The organism is Liberibacter crescens BT-1, assembly GCF_000325745.1.
Taxonomy (GTDB): domain Bacteria; phylum Pseudomonadota; class Alphaproteobacteria; order Rhizobiales; family Rhizobiaceae; genus Liberibacter; species Liberibacter crescens.
Map to the genome: position 1 here is coordinate 1,443,282 of NC_019907.1, position 19,219 is coordinate 1,462,500.

Sequence of the window (19,219 nt, forward strand, 5' to 3'; positions counted from 1 at the left end):
TTATTACTATTTTACATCTTTAAAAAATGTTAATACTTTCAAAAAATTTACATATTGTTCTCGGAAAAATTATTATCCTGATCCAGGATATTCAACATGAAGAAAATACAGTCCTTCTGCAGGAGCTACAGGTCCGCACGCTTTCCGATCACAAGCATCTAAAGCTCTCTTCAAATTATCAGATGTCCACTTACCTTCTCCTACCAATTTCAAACTACCAACAAAAGAACGTATTTGATGATGAAGGAAACTTCGTGCAACAGCTTTAATCTCAACAATATTTCCAATACTTGTTATAGTAAGGCTATCAAGTGTACGAACAGGAGTAATAGCCTGACAATGAACAGATCTAAAAGTTGTGAAATCATGTTGTCCTACTAATAACTGCGCAGCTTCATGCATAGCTTCATAATCTAAATTCTTTGGAACCCACCATGCCCGACCTTTTTCAAGACATAGAGGAGAACGACGTATAATAATACGATAAAGATAATGACGACGTAATGCTGAAAATCGTGCATCAAAATTTCTATTTACAGATTTAACATCAATAATAGAAACTGCTGCATTCATAAATCTTAAATGAGCATTCATAGCACTACACAGTCGCTCTGAACACCATTCTCGAATCAAATCAACATGAGCGACTTGTCCTAGAGCATGTACTCCAGAATCTGTACGACCTGCTCCATATACCGTCACAGTTTCTTTTGTTAATGCAAAAAGTGCATCTTCAATAACACCTTGAACTGATATACCGTTTTTCTGCCTTTGCCAGCCGACATAATAACTACCATCATATTCAATTGTAAAACAATAACGAAACATCAACCAATTATTGTACCAATATCAACAGATATCCCTCGAAGAAAATCATTAACTTCAAGAGGAGTGCCTCCTGCTCTCTGCAAACGAATTAAGGATAATGAACCTTGCCCACATGCTACTTCAAGAGGATAATTAATAACTTGACCAGGGCTACCTTTACCTTTCCCCAATCTAGAAGCAAGAACTTTAATACGACACATTTTATTTCCTATCAACATTTCCAACCATGCACCAGGGGAAGGAGAAAGACCTCTAATATGATTATGAACATCATAAGCAGATTTTGAAAAATCTACACGCGTTTCATCTTTAGAAATTTTAGGAGCATAAATAACGCCTTCATTTTTTTGAGAAACAAAATCCAATTTATTCTCTTCAAGCATCGTCATTACTTCTAACATAGCCTCAGCACAAAGAAGACCCAATGAATCTTTTAACATACCAGAAGTCGTATCAATGCCTATAGGAATCTTTTTTACTAATACTACTGGACCAGTATCCAATTTCTTATCCATCTTCATAATCGCTATTCCGGTTTCTTTATCGCCAGCCATAATAGCACGTTGTATAGGTGCAGCACCACGCCAACGCGGTAATATTGAAGCATGTCCATTATAACAACCAAACTTAGTTCCTGTTAAAACAATTTCAGGTAGTATCAATCCATATGACACGACAATAGCAACATCAGCGTTAAAAGACAAGAAACGTTGACACTCTAACTGATCAAAACGAGCAGGTGTCAATGTTTTAAAGCCAATCCCATCCGCAAAAAGATTTACCGCAGATGCAGCCAAATTAAGACCACGCCGACCACCTGGACGCGGTGGTTGACTATATATAGCCACAACTTCGTGACGAGAAGATAGAAAGGCCTTTAATGTAGCAATAGAAAAGCCTGACGTTCCCATAAAAATAACCCGTAAAGACATGATAGCCACTTGCCCTTAAATTTAAAAATTCAAGTTTTATGTTTAGCCAATTTAGCAAACCTTCGCATCACCATTTCTCGTTTTAAGCGAGATATATGATCTATAAACAATACACCATTTAAATGATCCATTTCGTGTTGTATGCAAGTCGCCATCAATCCATCAGCATATATTATCTGCTGCTGAGCAGCATAATTAAAATATTTAATAGTTAAATATGCAGGACGTTCTACATTAGCAGAATACTCAGGAATTGAAAGGCATCCTTCCTCATAAACAGAACGTTTATCTGACAAAGAGATTATCTCTGGATTTATAAACACCATCGGATTTTTTAATTTATTTCCTTTTTCTATATCCATAACAAAAAACCTATATAGAACTCCTACTTGAACAGCCGCCAATCCAATACCAGGAGCGGCATACATGGTTTCCAACATATCATCAACTAGTTTCCTAAATTCAGCATCAATTTTTTCTACTGGCTTAGAAACCTGACGCAAAAGGGAATCCGGAAAAATCACAAGTGGTTTAATTGTCATGGTTTCCTATTTACTGTACACTCGAAGTTAAAAAATATAATTTACTCTCTATTAATAACAACTCTTATTAAGAGCATATATCAATTTACAAAATCAATGTCTTAAATAACCCAAACTCTCCAAAACTTCTATAAATTTTAAAAATCTAGGAATTAAATTTGTGACAGTATCCTTTGAAATATTTATACTTATTGGAATATTTTTATTAATTTTATCTCTATCTTTTATTAAAGTAATGCATTTCGTTCGGAAGGAACAGAACAAAGAAAGCATACAAGAAAAAGACTCTGAAACTAGAATATTAGAACTCATCGCTCAATTCCAAGCCGAAATGCAAGGACGTCTTTCCACAATAATAGAAGTATTTGGAAAAAGAGATTCAGAGTTTACACAAACTTTCAGCCAACACCTCGAAGGACTTTCACAACGAGTGGGAAGTACTTTGGTAGAACAAACAAAAACAACAAATGAAAACCTTCGTAGACTTCAAGAGCGTTTAGCAATCATTGATGTAGCACAAAATAATATTCAAAATTTAGCAAAAGACATTGTCAGCTTACAAACAATTCTCTCAAACAAACAAACAAGAGGTGCATTTGGACAATCCCGCATGGAAAACATCATCATTGATGCTTTACCTATAGGAACTTACACATTTCAGCCTACTCTTTCTAACGGATCACGCCCAGATTGTACAGTAAAAATGCCAAATAATGCACCAACTTTGGTAATTGATGCAAAATTCCCATTAGAGGCATGGAATGCCATGCGTGAAACAGGTGAAAATATATCAAAAACAAAATTTCGTCGAGATATTGAAACCCATATCCGGGATATTTCTAAAAAATATTTAATACCAGGAGAAACCCAAGACATAGCATTTATGTTCGTACCGTCAGAATCAATATTTGCTGAAATCCATGAAAATTTTGAAAAACTAATTCAAACAGCCTATCGCGCAAGAGTTATTATCGTATCACCCTCGATATTGATGCTATCAATTCAAGTGATCCAAATTCTTCTACGTGACTATCGAATGCGTGAACAGGCAAGTCTTATTCAAATCGAAGTGACCAACCTTATTGAAGATATCTTGCTTATGGATAAGCAAACACATAAACTACAAGAACATTTTGTGCATCTTCAAAAAGATATCAGCCTGATATTAACTTCTTCAGAAAAATTAATAAAACGTGCTTCAAAAATTGAATCAATAGAATTGTCTACAGATAACCAACCTCATAAAGATACTAACCCTTAAGTTAATAAAAATTCTTTAAAGGCTCTATACTCACTTAGAGAAGATAATTTCTCTACGATACAAAGTCACAAATGCCTTATTTTTTACATAGACATCACATGTTTATCTTATAAGTTATCGTAAAATGGTGGGCCCGGAGGGACTCGAACCCCCAACCAAGCGGTTATGAGCCGCCGGCTCTAACCTTTGAGCTACAGGCCCACTAAAAGCTCTAAAATAAATACATCTAGATCTAACATTATCATTAATTAATAACTTAATTCCTGTTTGAGAGCAAGTCACTTGTTTCAAGATTTTTAATGCTTATATTTTAATTTATGAAGTTAATACTACTTACTTTTTGATAAGGACAAGTTTATATGCGATTAAATAATAAATTATCACTTATCACAGCTCTTTTAATATTTCTTGTTATTGTAAAAATAGAACCTGCTTTCTCAAAAAATACTTCCGATAATATTCGAACAATTACTGTTATAGGAACAGGAGAAAGCTCCGTGAGCCCTGATATTGCCATTTTACATTTAACAGTAATCCGTCAAGAAAAATCTGTCATAAAAGCAAGTAATCATGTTACAAAAACCACAAATTCATTTTTGGAAATGTTAAAAAATAAAGGTATTGATAAAAAAGAAATTACAAGCACGGATTTTTCTATTGATCCCCTTTATAATGACAAGGGGATAATAACGGGGTATAATGTAAAGCATAGTCTAAAAGTTAATGTGTATGATATGAATGCTATTGGCGAAATACTTGACCTTGGCATATCTCTTGGATTTAATTCTTCCTATGACATAGAATTTACCAATAAAAATATGTCAGATATTTTAAATGAAACCTACAAAAAAGCAGTAACTGCTGCCGTTAACAAGGCAAAACTTCTTACAGAAGCAGCAGGAGCTCATCTTATCAAGGTACGAGAAATACATGAGGTCAATGAATCTATTCCCCCTATTTATAACTTGAGAACTCTCAGTGCCTCTCAGGACAGAGAACCTATGAAAATTAGCTCTGGACAATCTACTTATAGTAAAACAATACAAATCACTTTTGATATTGACTAGAAGTCTTATTATTAGCCAAGCTCAAGTTATTCTTTTTAAAAGAGATTTTCTATAAAAAACCTTGAGCTATTAAGACTTAATATTTATTATATTAACTATCTAAAAAGCTCCTCAACTTCTTTGAACGACTAGGATGCTTAAGCTTACGAAGTGCTTTTGCTTCAATTTGACGAATCCGTTCACGCGTAACAGAAAACTGCTGTCCAACCTCTTCAAGAGTATGATCAGTATTCATTCCAATACCAAAACGCATACGCAACACCCTCTCTTCTCTTGGTGTCAAAGAAGCAAGAACTAAAGTAGTGGTTTCTCGTAAATTAGATTGAATAGCTGCATCTATTGGAGAAATGGCATTTTTATCTTCTATAAAATCACCAAGATGCGAATCCTCTTCATCACCTACAGGTGTTTCTAAAGAAATTGGCTCCTTGGCAATTTTAAGAACCTTACGAACTTTTTCCAATGGCATTATAAGCTTTTCTGCCAATTCATCAGGTGTTGGTTCACGACCAATTTCATTTAACATTTGACGAGAAGTTCGAACAATTTTATTTATGGTTTCAATCATATGCACAGGAATTCTGATTGTACGAGAATGATCTGCTATAGCACGGGTAACAGCTTGCCTGATCCACCACATTGCATAAGTTGAAAATTTATATCCACGCTTATATTCAAACTTATCAACAGCCTTCATGAGACCAATATTACCTTCTTGAATGAGGTCAAGAAATTGCAATCCTCGATTTGAATATTTTTTAGCAACACATATAACAAGACGTAAATTGGCCTCAACCATTTCTTTTTTGGCAATATTTGCCTCACGTTCACCCTTCTTAACCATAGAAACGATACAACGAAACTCAGATATTGATATACCCGTCTCAGAGGCCAATCCTTGAATTTCATTTCTTATTCTCTTTATAGATTCTCTTTCACTATTAACAAAATATTTCCATTTATTATCAGAAAATTTTTCTATGTAATCTATCCAGTCTTTATCGAGTTCAAAACCTTGATAATTTTTTAAAAAAACTTCCCGGACAATACCATAAGACTCAGCTAATCTTAAGAGATTACCTTCATTATACATAAGCCTTTTTGAGATATCGTAAAGTTGTTCAACTAATATATCAATACGATTTTGATGAAGAGAAAGTGATTTGACTGCTCTTATTAATTCATTTTTCAATTCTTTATGTTTTTGTAAAAATGAAACTTCACTATTTTTATCCTTAGATTGCTCGTCTTGAAGTTCACATAAATACCTATAAGTATCAGCAATTTGATCAAGAGTAATCATAATCTGTGGACGCAATTCAGCTTCTATAGCAGAAAGAGAAAGATTGGTATCTTCCTCCTCCTCCTCATCATCATCCAAGATTATTCCCTCACCACCGACATTGGTTATATCGTCATCATCATTTGCACGATTTTTAAGAATATTTTCTTTCTCTCCAACAACACGGCGATCATTTTCAATATCATCTATGTTTTGAAATTGTGGAGCCACTTTGGCTTCCGGGCCAGCATAAGTTGCCTCAAGATCTATAACTTCTCTTAATAAAGTAGAACCTTCGTTTAATTCATCTCTCCAGATAATGAGTGCCTGAAATGTAAGAGGACTTTCACATAAACCAGCGATCATTGTTTCACGACCTGCTTCAATACGCTTAGCTATTGCAATTTCGCCTTCACGTGATAATAGCTCTACAGCTCCCATCTCTCGCAAATACATCCGAACAGGATCATCAATACGATCAGAAGAATCCTTTCGCTTCTGAATTGCTAAAACAGAACCATTACCACTTACTTCTAATGCATCTTCCCCTGACGTTTCTTCTGCATCTTCATCCTCAATAACACTGATACCCATCTCAGATAATATCACCATTGTATCTTCAATTTGCTCAGAGTTTACTTCATCAGAAGGAAGAACGGCATTTAACTCATCTATTGTTACATAACCACGCTGTTTTGCGAGTTTAATCATTTTTTTTACGGCATCATCAGAAAAATCAAGAATCGGATTCTCTGTATCGACTTCGTTGTCAATTTCAGTTGCTTCATTACCTTTTATATTTGTTGCCATTGATTTTTCTATTTCCCTTGGTACTTTTTCAAGATCTAAGTTGGTTCAGGCTATTAAAAACTCAATCTCAATCAATATTCATGTAAACCTTACACAACTATCATGATACAATCACTAAAATAAACCCTGAATAAAATATTTCAAACAAAACAAGCTCAAACAATAAATCTTTAAAAGTTTTACTTTCAAAAACATACTCACGGTCTAAAAGTATATCTAAGAATTCCTATTAATATAACAAGAGTTATTCTCTAAAAGAGAAGATGCTTTTTTATCAAAAAATTCAGCTATATAGCTCCTTTTCTTACGTTAATTATAATAGAGTAAATACTCTCACAAAAAACTCTATACTGATTGCTATCATGTTATTTAATATTAACCTTAATCTATCATCTCTGAGGAGATTCAAACATGCATCTTCCTAAAAAAATGCGTTACGTTAACCTTTCAGAATCTGGACCACCAGAAGTCATGTTTATTACCACCGGTCCTTTACCTCAACCAAATCAAGAAGAAGTCCTTATCAAAGTTCATGCTGCAGGAATTAATAGACCAGATATTTTCCAGCGAAAAGGAGAATATCCTGCTCCTAAAAACTCTAGTCCTATATTAGGACTTGAAGTGGCTGGTGAAATTGTAAGTATAGGAAGTGACGTCTATGACTATAAAATCGGAGATAAAGTATGTGCTCTCACCAATGGTGGTGGTTACGCTGAATATTGTGCGGTTCCAGAAAGCCAAATTCTACGTTTCCCGATTGGACATGATTCAGTTAAAGCAGCAAGTTTACCTGAAACTTTTTTTACTGTGTGGGCAAATCTTTTCCAAATTGCAAAATTGAAACCAGGACAAAATATTCTCATTCATGGAGGAACAAGTGGAATAGGAGTATCTGCAATTCAATTAGCCTCAGCTTTTGGAGCTGAAATCTATGCTACCGCAGGATCAGAAGAGAAATGTTCTGCATGTATAGAACTTGGTGCAAAACGTGCTATTAACTATCGTATCGAAGATTTCTATGATGTTGTATCCAAAGAAACTAATCAGCGAGGTGTCAATATTATTCTTGATATGATAGGCGCTGAATATTTAAGCAGACATGTAAGTTTGCTTTCTAAGAATGGATATCTTATATTTATCTCTTTTTTAGGGGGTAGAATGATCAATAATTTAGATTTAATGCCTATTATGCTTAAACAACTTACCATAACAGGTTCTACTATGCGTCGTCGATCTGCTCTTGAGAAAAAAAATATCCGTGATGAATTGTTAAAAAATGTTTGGCCTCTTTTAGATTATGAATACATTAAACCCATCATATCTACTGTTCTGCCTATAGAGCAAGTTGTTGATGCACACAGAATTCTTGAGACTTCTAACCATATCGGTAAAATTATTCTTACTCTTTAATAAAGATAGACACAAAGATCATTCTAAACCTTATCCATTAAGCTCCTTCGAATGAGGATATAATAATATTAAAGATATTTATTTTGTTAATTCATCATTCTGATCAAACGGTTTAATACGAAACAACACCACATACAAAGCAGGGAAAAATGTTAATGTTAACAATGTTCCTGATATTATTCCACCTATCATAGCGTAAGCCATAGGCATCCAAAAAATATCACGCGTAATAGGTAGCAAACCTAAACTAGCAGCAGCAGCAGTTAGAAAAATTGGCCTCACACGGTGTTCTACAGCTTCACGTACAGCTACCCAGGGATTTACTCCCTGAGAACGAAGTTTTTCAATCTGAACTACAAGAATGACTGAATTACGAATTAAAATACCTATAAGTGCCAAAATTCCTAAAATAGCTACAAAACCGAGAGGCTTTCCAAAAAGCAACAATGCAATAACAACACCTATAATAGCTAAAGGAGCTACCGAAAAAACTAAAAATAACTGTGAGAAGCTCTCTAATTGAATCATCAGAATCGTTACCATAATAATTAACATCCATGGAACAACTCTTATTATAGGTTCTTGGCTTTCTTTACTAGATTCACCTACTCCACCAACCTCTAAGGTAAAGCCTGAAGGTAATTTGTTCTGAAAAGTTTTTACTTCTTCTCCTATCTGCTTTAAGATAGTATCTGGCAATGTTGAATCTATAACTCCGGCTGAAATGGATATAGTGGGAATACGGTTACGACGCCATATAGATATTGGCTCAACTCCATATTTAATATTAGCAATAGATCCTAATGCCACAGGCTCACCTGTTGGAGTAGATAATTGAAGGTCTTTTAAAGTATCAAGGGTAATACGTTCACTTTTTACAGAACGCACATTGACATCAATTAAATAAATATCATCACTAACTTTTGTAATGATTTTACCAGTTGTAATATTATTTATAGCATCAGAGACATCCGAAGAAGTAATATTTAACAATCGTGCCTTATCCTGTAAGATATCTACTTCGACAACACGCTCAGGCTCCATCCAATCATAAACCACTTTACCAATATGAGGATTCCTTGATATTATATTTGATAAGTTTCTCGCTAATTTACGCAATAAATCAACATTTTCTCCAGAAATTCTATACACTATAGGCCGGCCAGAAGGAGGCCCTACATCTAATAATTTCACAAATACATCACTAGAAAAAAAATCTTTCTTCAAGTAATTATCTAATTCTCGTTTTAAACGATCACGCGCTTCTAAGGTTTTAGGAATTATAATTGTTTGTCCAACATAAGAACTGTTAAATTTTGTATCGAAAGACAATACAAACCGTACTCCACCACGACCAATATAACTATAATAGATCTCTATGTCTGGATTTCCTTCAAGCTTTTCATGCTCTAGACGAGAAATTTGTTTTTCTGTCTCAGATATTGAAGAATTTTGTGGCAAAGTCCAGTCAATAATTAATTCCTTTCTTTCTGTAGCAGGAAAAAACTGATTCTGGACAAACTGAAAACAAAACAATGACCCTAAAAAAATAACTATCGTAACACCTATAGTCAGGTAACAATGACGAATGGATAATTCAACAATACGGGAAAAAATTATATGAAAAAATGTTTTATTGCGATGGTGATTTTTTATGGTTTCAGGAAGGAATATCACTCCTAATAATGGAGTAAATACCACCGCAACCGCCCATGACAACAATAATGACACCGCTAAAACAAAAAAGAGACTAAACGTAAATTCTCCAGCCGCAGAGTCATTAAAACTGATAGGGATAAAACCTGCTACAGTCACCAACGTACCAGTTAACATAGAAAAAGCTGTAGAATTATACATATGCGCAACTGCTTTATGTAATTTATCACCTGCTTCCATTCGAGCTATCATCATTTCAACTGCAATCATGGCATCATCTACAAGTAAACCCAATGCAATAATTAATGCCCCTAATGAGATGCGTTGTAGTGTAATGCCAAAATAATCCATTATTACAAATGTAATAGAAAGTGTTAAGGGTATAGAAAATGCTACAACCAAACCGGCTCTTAAACCAAGACTAAAAAAAGAAATTATGAGCACAATTATTACCGCTTCAAATAATGATCTGGTAAATTTAGCATCTGCATCTTCTATAACTTGAGATTGATTAGCAATAAGATGGAAGTTAACCCCAATGGGTAGCTTTGATTCTTCAATTTTTCTCATAGAGTCTTTAATAATTTTACCTAAAACAATCTGGTTAGCTCCTGCCTTTGCACTAATAGCCAATGCAATAGCTGGACGGCCACCAAATCGAAAAAGAGAAGAAGGAGGATCCGTATATCCACGAGAAATTTGAGCAATATCCGTTAATCGGAAAAATTGATTATTAATATTTAAATTAATATTACGTAAGCTTTCTTCAGAAGAAAACTTCCCAGATACACGTATTGCAATACGTTCTGGGCCTATTTCCATGAAAGATAACGGAGTTACAGCATTCTGTTTTTGAATCGTTGATATCAATATTTGCTTATCAAGCCCAAGTAAAGCAAGCTTACGAGAAGAAAATTCTAGAAAGATTACCTCGTCACGTGCACCTATTATTTCTACCTTACCAATATCTTTTATACGCAAAATATCATTACGTACAACCTCAACGTAATCACGCAACTGCCTTTCACTTAACCCATCTCCTGTAAAAGCATAAATATTGCCAAAAACATCACCATATTGATCATTAAAAACAGGATCAAGAACCCCTGGAGGAAATTCATGTCGAATATCCCCTATCATATTACGTATTTTAAACCAATAATTTTGTACATTAGATGGTTTTACATTAGGCTTAAGTTCTACAAAAACAACAGTTCCTCCTGCTTTTGTCAAAGAACGGGTATTTTTTAAAACATCTAATTCTTCTAATTTACGCTCAATCCTTTCTGTAACCTGTTTCAAGGTATCTTCAATAGATGCACCTGGCCATTGTGCAGAAATTGCCATTATTTTTATAGTAAATGATGGATCTTCCTCACGTCCGAGATTATTATAAGACTTAGCTCCTGTAATAAAAAAAATAATCATAAAGTAGATAAAGAGAGAACGATGTTCGAGCACCCAAGAAGAAATATTAAATTTTTTCATTCTCGTATCTCCTGATCTACATTAACTTTCTGTCCTTCAATCAAGGAATTAACACCAGCAACTACCACCTTAGTTCCGTATGAAATTCCAGAATTAACAATAAAACTGCTGCCTTGATATGAACTGATTTCCACAGGAAGTGCTTTGACAATCGAGTCTTTAATAATCCAAACAAAATTTTTATCATCCTTCTTTAAAAGTGCAGAAATTGGAAGCTGAATGCCCTGCAAAGAAGAATCAGAAAAAACCTTAGCTATAATTAAAGTTCCAATCTTAAAATCCAAAGGTGCGTTATCAATTGCAATATAGAAACGAATATTCCTTGTAAGGGAATCAACTTCTGGTGCAATTTTTCTTAATTGACCTTTAATGGAAAAAGAAGGATTGGTTTGCAAACTAACACTGAATTCGGTACCAATGGCTATATCACTTAACGTTATGGGAACATCAACAACAGCATCCCGAAATTGCTGTTTTGCAACAGTTACAATTTCTTGCCCAGGCATAACATTTTGATCAACTTCAGCAGAAACATTAATAACAACTCCATCAAAAGGAGAAAAAAGTTTAGTAAACGAAAGTTGTTCTCTGATGTTAGTTAAAGCTGCTTCAGCTTTCATAACTTCAGATTGCATAGTCACTTTATCTTGTTGAGATTTATCAAAAACTGATTGGGATACAACTCCTATTTTGAATAACTTCTCTATTCTAAGAGCCATATTAAAAGCATTATTAGCGTTTGCTTTAGCTTTGATAAGACTTTCTTTTGCTGATCTCAGCTTTAATTCCATCTCTAAGGCTTCAATAGAAGCTAACTCTTCCCCTAATGTTACTCTGTCTCCTACATCAACTTTACGACTAATCAATCGCCCTTCCAAAGGAAAACTGAGACGTGACTTTATATTAGGTTCAACAATACCTGAAAAATCAATACTTCTCTCAGAATAAGCTCCTGCAACAACAGTCATAACCTTTCTAGGTTTAGGCTTTTCATTACCTTCTTCATTAGAACACGAAGATATAAAAGCAATTAAAAAATAAATCATAAGAAAGGTGTAACGAGTCACGATTTCTTCTCCGTAAAAGATACAACCTGTCCTGATTGCAGAAATTGCACTCCTTCAACAACAACGAGCTGTCCCTCTTTTAGATTACCTGAAACAAGAACATCATTATTATCATACGATGATACAACTATAGGCATTAAACTTATAGCTCTCGTTTTAGGATCAACAATCCATACTGCTGGTTTCTCATTAACATAATCTATTGCTTTCCAAGGTATCTTAATGACTTTTATCGGAGACAGATTTACAGTTACAATTACTGGATCACCAAGCTTTACATAAAAAGGAAACTTATCTATAGCTACTTTTATCCTGACTCCACCTGTTTTTATTTCTACTATTGGTGAAACTTCTCTGATATATCCATCTACTTTTAATTGAGGATTTTCTATTAAAGAAATTTGGACTTTTTCGTTTACTCTATATCTATAGGTGCCAATCAGTGATTCCTGCAATTGAAATACAACATCCCGAGGACCATCATGAGCTAATGTAAAAATTGATTGGGCAGGTTGAACGACTTCCCCTACTTCTGCATTTCGAGCAGTAATTAATCCATTATTTATAGCGCGCAATACAGTATCAGAAACATTTTTTCTTGCTTCCTCAAGGTTAGCAATAGCTATCTTGTTATTGCTTTTTGCACTTTCAAATTGAGCTTCCGATTGATCATATTCACTGCGCGTGATTGACCCATTAACTAATAATTGCTGTTGTCGTTTAAACAGCAAACTTTCTTTTAAAAGCTGAGCCTCAGAAGCTTTTACACCGGCTTCAGCAGAAGCTACCTCAGAAACCTGTTGCACAGAATTTAATCTTGCCAATACATCTCCAACGTTAACATGAGAACCTATATCAACTAACCGTTCAATAATCCTCCCAGTAACAGAAAAAGACAGTTGACTTTGAACGCGTGCACGAATTTCTCCGGTTAACGATATTTTCTGGCTATACGATTCACTTTTAACCTTTTGCACATAAACTAAATAATCATCCTTTTTTATATTCTGTTCTTTGTTGTCACAACCAAAAGAAGAAGCTATAAATATATAAACCAATAGCTTTATCAATATTTTTTTATGATCAATAAATTGCGAAAGATTTAACATGTTCTTCCTTCGTACGCACTTTATTAAAAAAATTGTTTCACTTTGATCAATCAAACATATAATAATAAATTATTGATATTTTTTATATAACTTAAATTAGAATTTTCTAAAAAGACAACAACATTAAAAAATGTTAATTACAAGAAAAAAGATATACCCCCCATTTAATAAGCTAGAAAAACAAACAATTGAAACACTTATAACGAAAAATACTGGGCTAAAAACAGCTTATTCAAGTACAACTTCTTTATTAAAATTGTTTCTAAGAAGATCAATTAGGAAGGATTTTGACGACATGAGGATTATAAAAAATCTAAGTTATGCGATAGTAACCCTTTATGATTCTTAGTTTAAGTTGTGTCTGATAGCGTGTAGAAATCGGTATTTTACCTGACCTTTGACTGTACGATCATAAGCCATATCAATACCTTTTATACCAATCTTTTCAATATCACAAGTGATATTATGCTTACCGCAGAAATCAAGCATTTATTGTGTTTCAGGAATACCTCCAATTAATAATCCTACAAGACTACGACGAAGCAAAATCATTGTCATACCATTAACAGCTTTCATTGCTTCAATAGCACCAAGAATCACCATTGTGCCATCACGCTTTAGCAACTTCATATAAGAATCGGCATCATGAGCAACTGGAATAGTGTTCAAGATGAAATCGAAGCTACCAGCATGCACAGCCATAAGTTACACATCATACGAAATAAGCGTCTCTTGTGCACTCTGTACTGCATATGCGAAAGATTTTATAGGCATTTTTCTTTCCTTTTATTCATGTTTTGTTCTCTTTCAAGTAATAATATTATAATAATTTATAGCCAGAAAATCTAGATATTCATCCAAGAGCTTAGATCAAATGATCTCCTAAGGAGAATTATTATCATTCAGAAGCCTTGCACAGTTATAGGCCACTTTATTTATAGACTTCCTTCGTGCGAAAATAAAAAGCACCCAATAAATAAATATCTATTAAATATAACTTGCTCAGATATCATGTATTACCTAAATTTTTATTATTATTTTCTATGTATTTTCAAATACATATTGATATATATTATACTTATAGTATATGTTTACCTTGTAAGTTAACTTTCATAAATTGTTTAATTGTTTCAAAAAGGACAGAACTATGAAAAAGAAGATTGCATCTCTAAAACACTCAATTCGCACCACAACACCTTACTGTGGTACTGTCTAAAAAATATAGGAGGGTTACATTATAACCCTCCTTAAATTTTATTCCATGCGAGGAGTTATCCATGGATATACAAGTTCAAAAAAAAAAATCATCCCCGAAATATATGAAGCTGTATTAAAAAATACAATCACCGTGATCTATGGAGAACGAGGGCTAGGTCAAAGACAAACGGCTGTTTCCGCTCTCTCAAACATTGGATGGCAAGTCGTTCAGTCAGATGGAGACTGGTTTTCTGGAGGATATCTGGGAGGATTTCAAGAGGTTATAGATCAAGCTATCGCTTGGTCAAGCGACAACTTACCTGCTCTTATCATAGAATACCAGCAAACACTGAAGCGCCTCTACCCTTTGATTGATCTTCCGCAATTCACTGTTCCGAAAGATCTGACCAACACATCAACCAAAGAAGAACGAACTCGTTTTTATCATCATGAATATCAAAACAAACTACTTGTTGGTTTGTCAGAATTTTTGATTAAGGTAAGCAAAGAACGGCATTTGCGTACGATTTTAATTATTGATCGTGCCGATGGTCTTTCCCCTACAGCACAAAATTTGATTAGAGTTCTAAACCGACTCTCCGGTGGATCAGAAACTTTTAAATTCCTGTTGTTGGACTATAGGCAATCATTATTTTTCAACGGTGCAAAGGAATTACACTTTGGGCGATATAGTGAGCAGGAGATTATCGCAGCGTTAACATTAGATACCACGTATCCTCCTGAAAAAAGGCATCGTATCTACATTGCCAGTCGAGGTAATCTTTTACGTGCGCAAGCTATTAGCGAATGCGATAAGGCTGGCATCCCGGTTGTCGGCTACTTTAATCCAACAGCGTTAATTGACCTCTATCTTTCAACAAAATCCGCAGATGAGCGTCGAACGCTGCTTCTCGATTTTATCGGCGGAAACTGTAAAAGCGAGAATTTAATTTCTATACGGAATTATCAGACGTATAACTCAGATGAAAAAGATAGAGAGCATCTGCGTCTCCATGCGATATGCCTAGCTAATTATTACTCTGGAACGGCGCCGCTTATAAGTCTCCACGGCCAATATATCTGCAACAAGCGCAAGCGTCTTGAGGCGTTGGCCGAACCGGGTGAAATTCTCAAAAACATCGGATTGTATGATACCTGGTTTAGCTATTTTTCTTCAATCTTTGCCGATCTCGATTTGCGGGAGCATGGTACAGGCAATGACCCTGAAAATACAGCTTTTATTAACGCTGCATTTGTACTTTATTCGCTCGGATGTGGAAAGGTGTCAGTGCCTTATCTTGACGAGTTCTATCAAAAATTCCCCAAGAGCCGGTACACACCCACTGTTCTCTACGCGCAGTCAATGACCTATGGCAGATATCAAATGCCAGTCAATCTGCCGCGGGCAGAACAATATGCGCTTAGAAATCTGAAAACTATAGAAACTGATTTTAAAGAATATGAAAAATACCATTACATCAAAGTTTTTGCTGAAAATGCTTATGCCTACATCAAGGCCAGACAAGGGGAATATACGCAAGCTCTAAATCTCTGCACAGAGGGTAACCAGAAAATGCTTGAGATCTATGGAGACAGCAGATTCAAATTACATCAGTCAATCTTAATCTATAACACCAGTCAAGTCTACGAAATTGTCAAAGATTATAATCTTGCAGAAAAGCAGCTTCGGCTAGCAATTTCATATGATCCTTATTACGGTGAGTATTACAACGATCTGGGAAACCTGCTTGCCAAAATAGAAGGCCGTGAAGCAGAAGCCCTGGAGGAGTATACTCGCGCCATTGATCTTTGCCCCCCTTACTATGAGGCTTACATTAATCGAGGTGTTCTCTTGGCACGCTTTGGTGAAAACGATAAGGCATTAGGAGATTTTACACGTGCATTGGAAATAAAACCACAGGAGTCGCGTGCACTTTTTGAAACAGGAAATGTTCTCATATCGCTAGGTGATTTTTCAGGCGCTCTTGATGTTTATCAAGAAGCAGCAGAGATCGAACCGAAAAACTCTGATCTACAAAACAATCTCGGGTTTGTGTATTCGGAATTAGGTTTGACCTCTAACAGTATCGCTCATTATCAGCAAGCTATTGCGCTTCAGCCTAAACATGCTCTTTCACATAACAATCTTGCTATTGAGCTCTTCAATACAGGCCAGATCACCGAGGCATTAAATCATGCAAACATCGCAGTGGAGATCGGTGAAGATCCCGACTACGAAACGACACGAAACTTCATTCAGAAAAAAAATGTCTCCTGAAATGAAAGAGTATCGTCTAGAAAAAAAACTCCTGTATACTGCCTACCTCATTAGCCAGCTCGGTAATTGGGCCTTTCGCATCGGCATTATCGTCAGTCTTTTGCAAAATAGCACCAGCGCCGTTGGTATTGGCGTTGCGGTAATCTTCGCACCGATTATCCTTGGAAGCCTATTCCTTTCACCTCTTGCTGATCGATCGGATCGCTTATTGTTGATGATCAGCATTGATTTGATACGGGCTATAGCTATGATGCCGCTACTCTTTGTAGGAGCGATCAATTCACTTCTTACCTATATAATTATTGCTATGCTGAGCCTGAGCCAACCTATTTTTATGTCAGCTCAAATTTCTTTTCTGAGAAGTGTCACTCAGCCAGAAAAACTGGTGACAGAGCTACGCAACATCAGTAATATAGATTGGACGACTTACATTATCGGTATGGCAACTGGATCTTTTCTGATGGCCAGTCTTAGTATCGCTAACGTTCTAGTTTTAAACTCGATTACCTTTATCGTTTCTGCTTCCGTATTGATATTCGTGCGAAACAGAATCTCTTTCAGAACTAAGCTTCCTAAAAAAGCCACAAAAGCCGGCGTAAATTTTTCTGATCTAAAACCTCTTTACAGAACCTTTATTGCTGTTTTTTTCTTGAATCTCGGTGCAGGTATTATTAATATTTATCCTGCTGTGCGGTCAACAACCGACCATGTTGTTAATCAATCAACTCTTTCAACCATGGTTATCATAAACGGCATTTTTGGCTTGATCGGAGCATTATGCGTAAAACCGGCCTATCAACGTATAGGTGCCTTGAAATTGATGACATTAACAGCTGGATTTATCACATTCTCATTATTCGCTATGTCCTTAGATTATGGGTTTATACTAGCGGTTGCGAGCAGCAGCCTCATGTTGGGAACAGGGCAAGTTTTTGCCGTTTCTGTGCAAGCATACATGACCTCATCTGTAAGAGAGAACCTGACTGGAAAATTCTCAGGGATTTTTCAATGCTGTACCTACGGCGGTATTGCGTTAAATGGAATTTTATTTTCATTATTTTCAAAATTTCTAGACTTTAATATGATTGTAAGTATTTGTTTATTTCCGTCTTTAATTGCATTTTTTATTGCCCTTAGCGAAACCGCTCACTCAGGTTTACTTGGTCCAAAGAAAACCAGAATACAATTTCACTTCAAACGGAGATAATATAATGAAGATGAAAAGAGATAAATTGTTTCTAATTCAGCCAGGTTTTGAAGACCCTAAATATCCAGGCCAAATCTTTTATTGCTGGCATTGCGCACTTCTAGAAGGAGTACTGGCTTCCTTTCCTGAAGCTGCATTAAAAATTGATGTCGAGCGAATACCATGGACATACCCACGGCTTTCAATTATTGAACTCGTTGGCGAAGAAAATCAATCTCTTCCTATCCTAGTGTTAGCAGATGGATCATCGTCGACTTGGACAACCAATGTTCACTTGGGACATTCTTTTATTGCAGATAAAGAAAAGATCCTTAATGCAATCTCAGAACGTCACGGATTTCCATCTGCACACCCGTAAGATTATTATATACTTTTGATTAAAGAAAATTAATAATCCCCTTTTTTAATTTTTCTAAATCTTTCATTTCACATGCTCATACAATCAAAAGCTGTTTCTAATATTTCTGGTTTTCCCTGAATATTGAGGAGTCTTGGTAAAGATGGTCCATAAATATCAGCATCAAGAATAGCAAGCTTTAAATCCAGGTTTTGTAATGCTAATGCCAAATTAGCTGCTGTAGTAGATTTTCCTACGCCGCCTTTCCCAGATGCTTCAGCGATAACTGAACAAACTCCTGGAAGAGGTTTTGGGTTATATACTGTTTTTTTATTTATTTTTTGGTCTGATGTATGAGTAACAATAGCATCTTTTATTTCTGGTAAAGCAATGACAAGTTCTTGAGCCTTTAAACGCAAAGGTTCAAGATTTTTAGCAGGATGCATCGGTACCGTTATTGAAAAATACACCTTTTTTTGACCGATAAAAATTTCAGATACGAGATTCATATCGACAATATTTTTTTGACTTTCGGGAATATAAAGAGTTTCGAGAACTTGGAGGATTTTTTCTTTTTTTATATCATTCATATCAATTCAATTGCTTTTAGTGATTTTATATATTTTGATATGTTGGGTGATTTTTGTTTTTTATACTTGGACCTTGGTTGCGGGGGCGGGATTTGAGCCCGCGACCTTCAGGTTATGAGCCTGACGAGCTACCGGGCTGCTCCACCCCGCGATATAGA

General features: G+C 35.3%; 16 protein-coding genes and 2 tRNA genes. 6 read left to right on the forward strand and 12 right to left on the reverse strand.

The window, feature by feature from the left end:
- Positions 1-72: 72 nt before the first annotated feature.
- From truA to def, 3 genes are read right to left on the reverse strand one after another with little or no spacing between them, the layout of a single operon-like run.
- Positions 73-828 (reverse strand): tRNA pseudouridine(38-40) synthase TruA, encoded by a 756-nt coding sequence (truA, locus tag B488_RS06475; RefSeq protein WP_015273747.1) that lies wholly within the window; start codon positions 826-828, stop codon positions 73-75.
- Entirely contained in the window at positions 828-1,760 is a 933-nt protein-coding gene (gene fmt / locus B488_RS06480) for a methionyl-tRNA formyltransferase (protein WP_015273748.1), read from the reverse strand. The genes truA and fmt overlap by 1 nt, the downstream gene beginning before the upstream one ends.
- A 29-nt stretch (positions 1,761-1,789) precedes the next feature.
- On the reverse strand, positions 1,790-2,302 hold the full coding sequence (def, locus tag B488_RS06485; protein ID WP_015273749.1) for a peptide deformylase: 513 nt from the start codon (positions 2,300-2,302) through the stop codon (positions 1,790-1,792).
- A 160-nt stretch (positions 2,303-2,462) separates the two neighbouring features.
- On the opposite strand from def, the gene B488_RS06490 reads away from it, so the two are divergent.
- Complete coding sequence (locus tag B488_RS06490; protein ID WP_015273750.1) at positions 2,463-3,563, forward strand: DNA recombination protein RmuC; 1,101 nt, start codon at positions 2,463-2,465, stop codon at positions 3,561-3,563.
- Between the two features lie 125 nt (positions 3,564-3,688).
- Here the strand turns inward: B488_RS06490 and B488_RS06495 are convergent.
- Positions 3,689-3,764, reverse strand: a tRNA-Ile gene (locus tag B488_RS06495).
- 158 nt (positions 3,765-3,922) lie between these two features.
- On the opposite strand from B488_RS06495, the gene B488_RS06500 reads away from it, so the two are divergent.
- Positions 3,923-4,630 (forward strand): SIMPL domain-containing protein, encoded by a 708-nt coding sequence (locus B488_RS06500; RefSeq protein ID WP_015273751.1) that lies wholly within the window; start codon positions 3,923-3,925, stop codon positions 4,628-4,630.
- A gap of 91 nt (positions 4,631-4,721) precedes the next feature.
- On the opposite strand, the gene rpoD is transcribed toward B488_RS06500, so the two are convergent.
- Positions 4,722-6,722, reverse strand: coding sequence for an RNA polymerase sigma factor RpoD (rpoD, locus tag B488_RS06505; protein ID WP_015273752.1), 2,001 nt, complete (start codon positions 6,720-6,722; stop codon positions 4,722-4,724).
- A 411-nt stretch (positions 6,723-7,133) separates the two neighbouring features.
- Here rpoD and B488_RS06510 point away from each other — a divergent pair, with 411 nt between their 5' ends.
- Positions 7,134-8,132 (forward strand): NAD(P)H-quinone oxidoreductase, encoded by a 999-nt coding sequence (locus tag B488_RS06510; protein WP_015273753.1) that lies wholly within the window; start codon positions 7,134-7,136, stop codon positions 8,130-8,132.
- A gap of 78 nt (positions 8,133-8,210) precedes the next feature.
- Here B488_RS06510 and B488_RS06515 read toward each other — a convergent pair whose 3' ends face one another.
- The 5 genes from B488_RS06515 to B488_RS06535 all read right to left on the reverse strand — a co-directional run bounded on the left by B488_RS06515 (position 8,211) and on the right by B488_RS06535 (position 14,154).
- Positions 8,211-11,276 carry an efflux RND transporter permease subunit gene (locus tag B488_RS06515; protein ID WP_015273754.1) on the reverse strand — a complete coding sequence of 1,022 codons (3,066 nt, stop codon included), beginning with the start codon at positions 11,274-11,276 and terminating at the stop codon, positions 8,211-8,213.
- Positions 11,273-12,343: an efflux RND transporter periplasmic adaptor subunit gene (locus B488_RS06520; protein WP_051012139.1), complete on the reverse strand. Its 1,071-nt coding sequence runs from the start codon at positions 12,341-12,343 to the stop codon at positions 11,273-11,275. The genes B488_RS06515 and B488_RS06520 overlap by 4 nt, the downstream gene beginning before the upstream one ends.
- Entirely contained in the window at positions 12,340-13,452 is a 1,113-nt protein-coding gene (locus tag B488_RS06525; protein ID WP_015273756.1) for an efflux RND transporter periplasmic adaptor subunit, read from the reverse strand. The genes B488_RS06520 and B488_RS06525 overlap by 4 nt, the downstream gene beginning before the upstream one ends.
- A gap of 345 nt (positions 13,453-13,797) precedes the next feature.
- Positions 13,798-13,941 carry a hypothetical protein gene (locus tag B488_RS07235; RefSeq protein ID WP_015273757.1) on the reverse strand — a complete coding sequence of 48 codons (144 nt, stop codon included), beginning with the start codon at positions 13,939-13,941 and terminating at the stop codon, positions 13,798-13,800.
- Positions 13,942-14,154, reverse strand: coding sequence for an MDR/zinc-dependent alcohol dehydrogenase-like family protein (locus tag B488_RS06535; RefSeq protein ID WP_015273758.1), 213 nt, complete (start codon positions 14,152-14,154; stop codon positions 13,942-13,944).
- Between the two features lie 559 nt (positions 14,155-14,713).
- Here B488_RS06535 and B488_RS06540 point away from each other — a divergent pair.
- The 3 genes from B488_RS06540 to B488_RS06550 are packed head-to-tail and all read left to right on the forward strand — an operon-like array spanning position 14,714 to position 18,492.
- Positions 14,714-16,927, forward strand: coding sequence for a tetratricopeptide repeat protein (locus tag B488_RS06540; RefSeq protein ID WP_015273759.1), 2,214 nt, complete (start codon positions 14,714-14,716; stop codon positions 16,925-16,927).
- Entirely contained in the window at positions 16,917-18,134 is a 1,218-nt protein-coding gene (locus B488_RS06545) for an MFS transporter (RefSeq protein WP_041770824.1), read from the forward strand. The genes B488_RS06540 and B488_RS06545 overlap by 11 nt, the downstream gene beginning before the upstream one ends.
- A 10-nt stretch (positions 18,135-18,144) precedes the next feature.
- Positions 18,145-18,492, forward strand: a complete 348-nt coding sequence (locus tag B488_RS06550; RefSeq protein ID WP_041771203.1) for a DUF3088 domain-containing protein — start codon at positions 18,145-18,147, stop codon at positions 18,490-18,492.
- Between the two features lie 68 nt (positions 18,493-18,560).
- Here B488_RS06550 and B488_RS06555 read toward each other — a convergent pair whose 3' ends face one another.
- Together B488_RS06555 and B488_RS06560 are read right to left on the reverse strand one after the other, a co-directional pair.
- Positions 18,561-19,061: a P-loop NTPase gene (locus B488_RS06555; RefSeq protein WP_015273762.1), complete on the reverse strand. Its 501-nt coding sequence runs from the start codon at positions 19,059-19,061 to the stop codon at positions 18,561-18,563.
- Between the two features lie 74 nt (positions 19,062-19,135).
- Positions 19,136-19,212 (reverse strand) — tRNA-Met (locus tag B488_RS06560).
- Positions 19,213-19,219: the final 7 nt, after the last annotated feature.

Excerpts from the sequence above, each read along its gene's own strand:
- B488_RS07235 (WP_015273757.1), bottom strand. The coding sequence starts at position 13,941 with ATGCTTGATTTCTGCGGTAAGCATAATATCACTTGTGATATTGAAAAG.
- B488_RS06525 (WP_015273756.1), bottom strand. The coding sequence starts at position 13,452 with ATGTTAAATCTTTCGCAATTTATTGATCATAAAAAAATATTGATAAAG.
- fmt (WP_015273748.1), bottom strand. The coding sequence starts at position 1,760 with ATGTCTTTACGGGTTATTTTTATGGGAACGTCAGGCTTTTCTATTGCT.
- B488_RS06540 (WP_015273759.1), top strand. The coding sequence starts at position 14,714 with ATGCGAGGAGTTATCCATGGATATACAAGTTCAAAAAAAAAAATCATC.
- truA (WP_015273747.1), bottom strand. The coding sequence starts at position 828 with ATGTTTCGTTATTGTTTTACAATTGAATATGATGGTAGTTATTATGTC.
- rpoD (WP_015273752.1), bottom strand. The coding sequence starts at position 6,722 with ATGGCAACAAATATAAAAGGTAATGAAGCAACTGAAATTGACAACGAA.
- B488_RS06550 (WP_041771203.1), top strand. The coding sequence starts at position 18,145 with ATGAAAAGAGATAAATTGTTTCTAATTCAGCCAGGTTTTGAAGACCCT.
- B488_RS06545 (WP_041770824.1), top strand. The coding sequence starts at position 16,917 with ATGTCTCCTGAAATGAAAGAGTATCGTCTAGAAAAAAAACTCCTGTAT.
- B488_RS06515 (WP_015273754.1), bottom strand. The coding sequence starts at position 11,276 with ATGAAAAAATTTAATATTTCTTCTTGGGTGCTCGAACATCGTTCTCTC.
- B488_RS06510 (WP_015273753.1), top strand. The coding sequence starts at position 7,134 with ATGCATCTTCCTAAAAAAATGCGTTACGTTAACCTTTCAGAATCTGGA.
- B488_RS06555 (WP_015273762.1), bottom strand. The coding sequence starts at position 19,061 with ATGAATGATATAAAAAAAGAAAAAATCCTCCAAGTTCTCGAAACTCTT.
- def (WP_015273749.1), bottom strand. The coding sequence starts at position 2,302 with ATGACAATTAAACCACTTGTGATTTTTCCGGATTCCCTTTTGCGTCAG.
- B488_RS06500 (WP_015273751.1), top strand. The coding sequence starts at position 3,923 with ATGCGATTAAATAATAAATTATCACTTATCACAGCTCTTTTAATATTT.
- B488_RS06535 (WP_015273758.1), bottom strand. The coding sequence starts at position 14,154 with ATGGCTGTGCATGCTGGTAGCTTCGATTTCATCTTGAACACTATTCCA.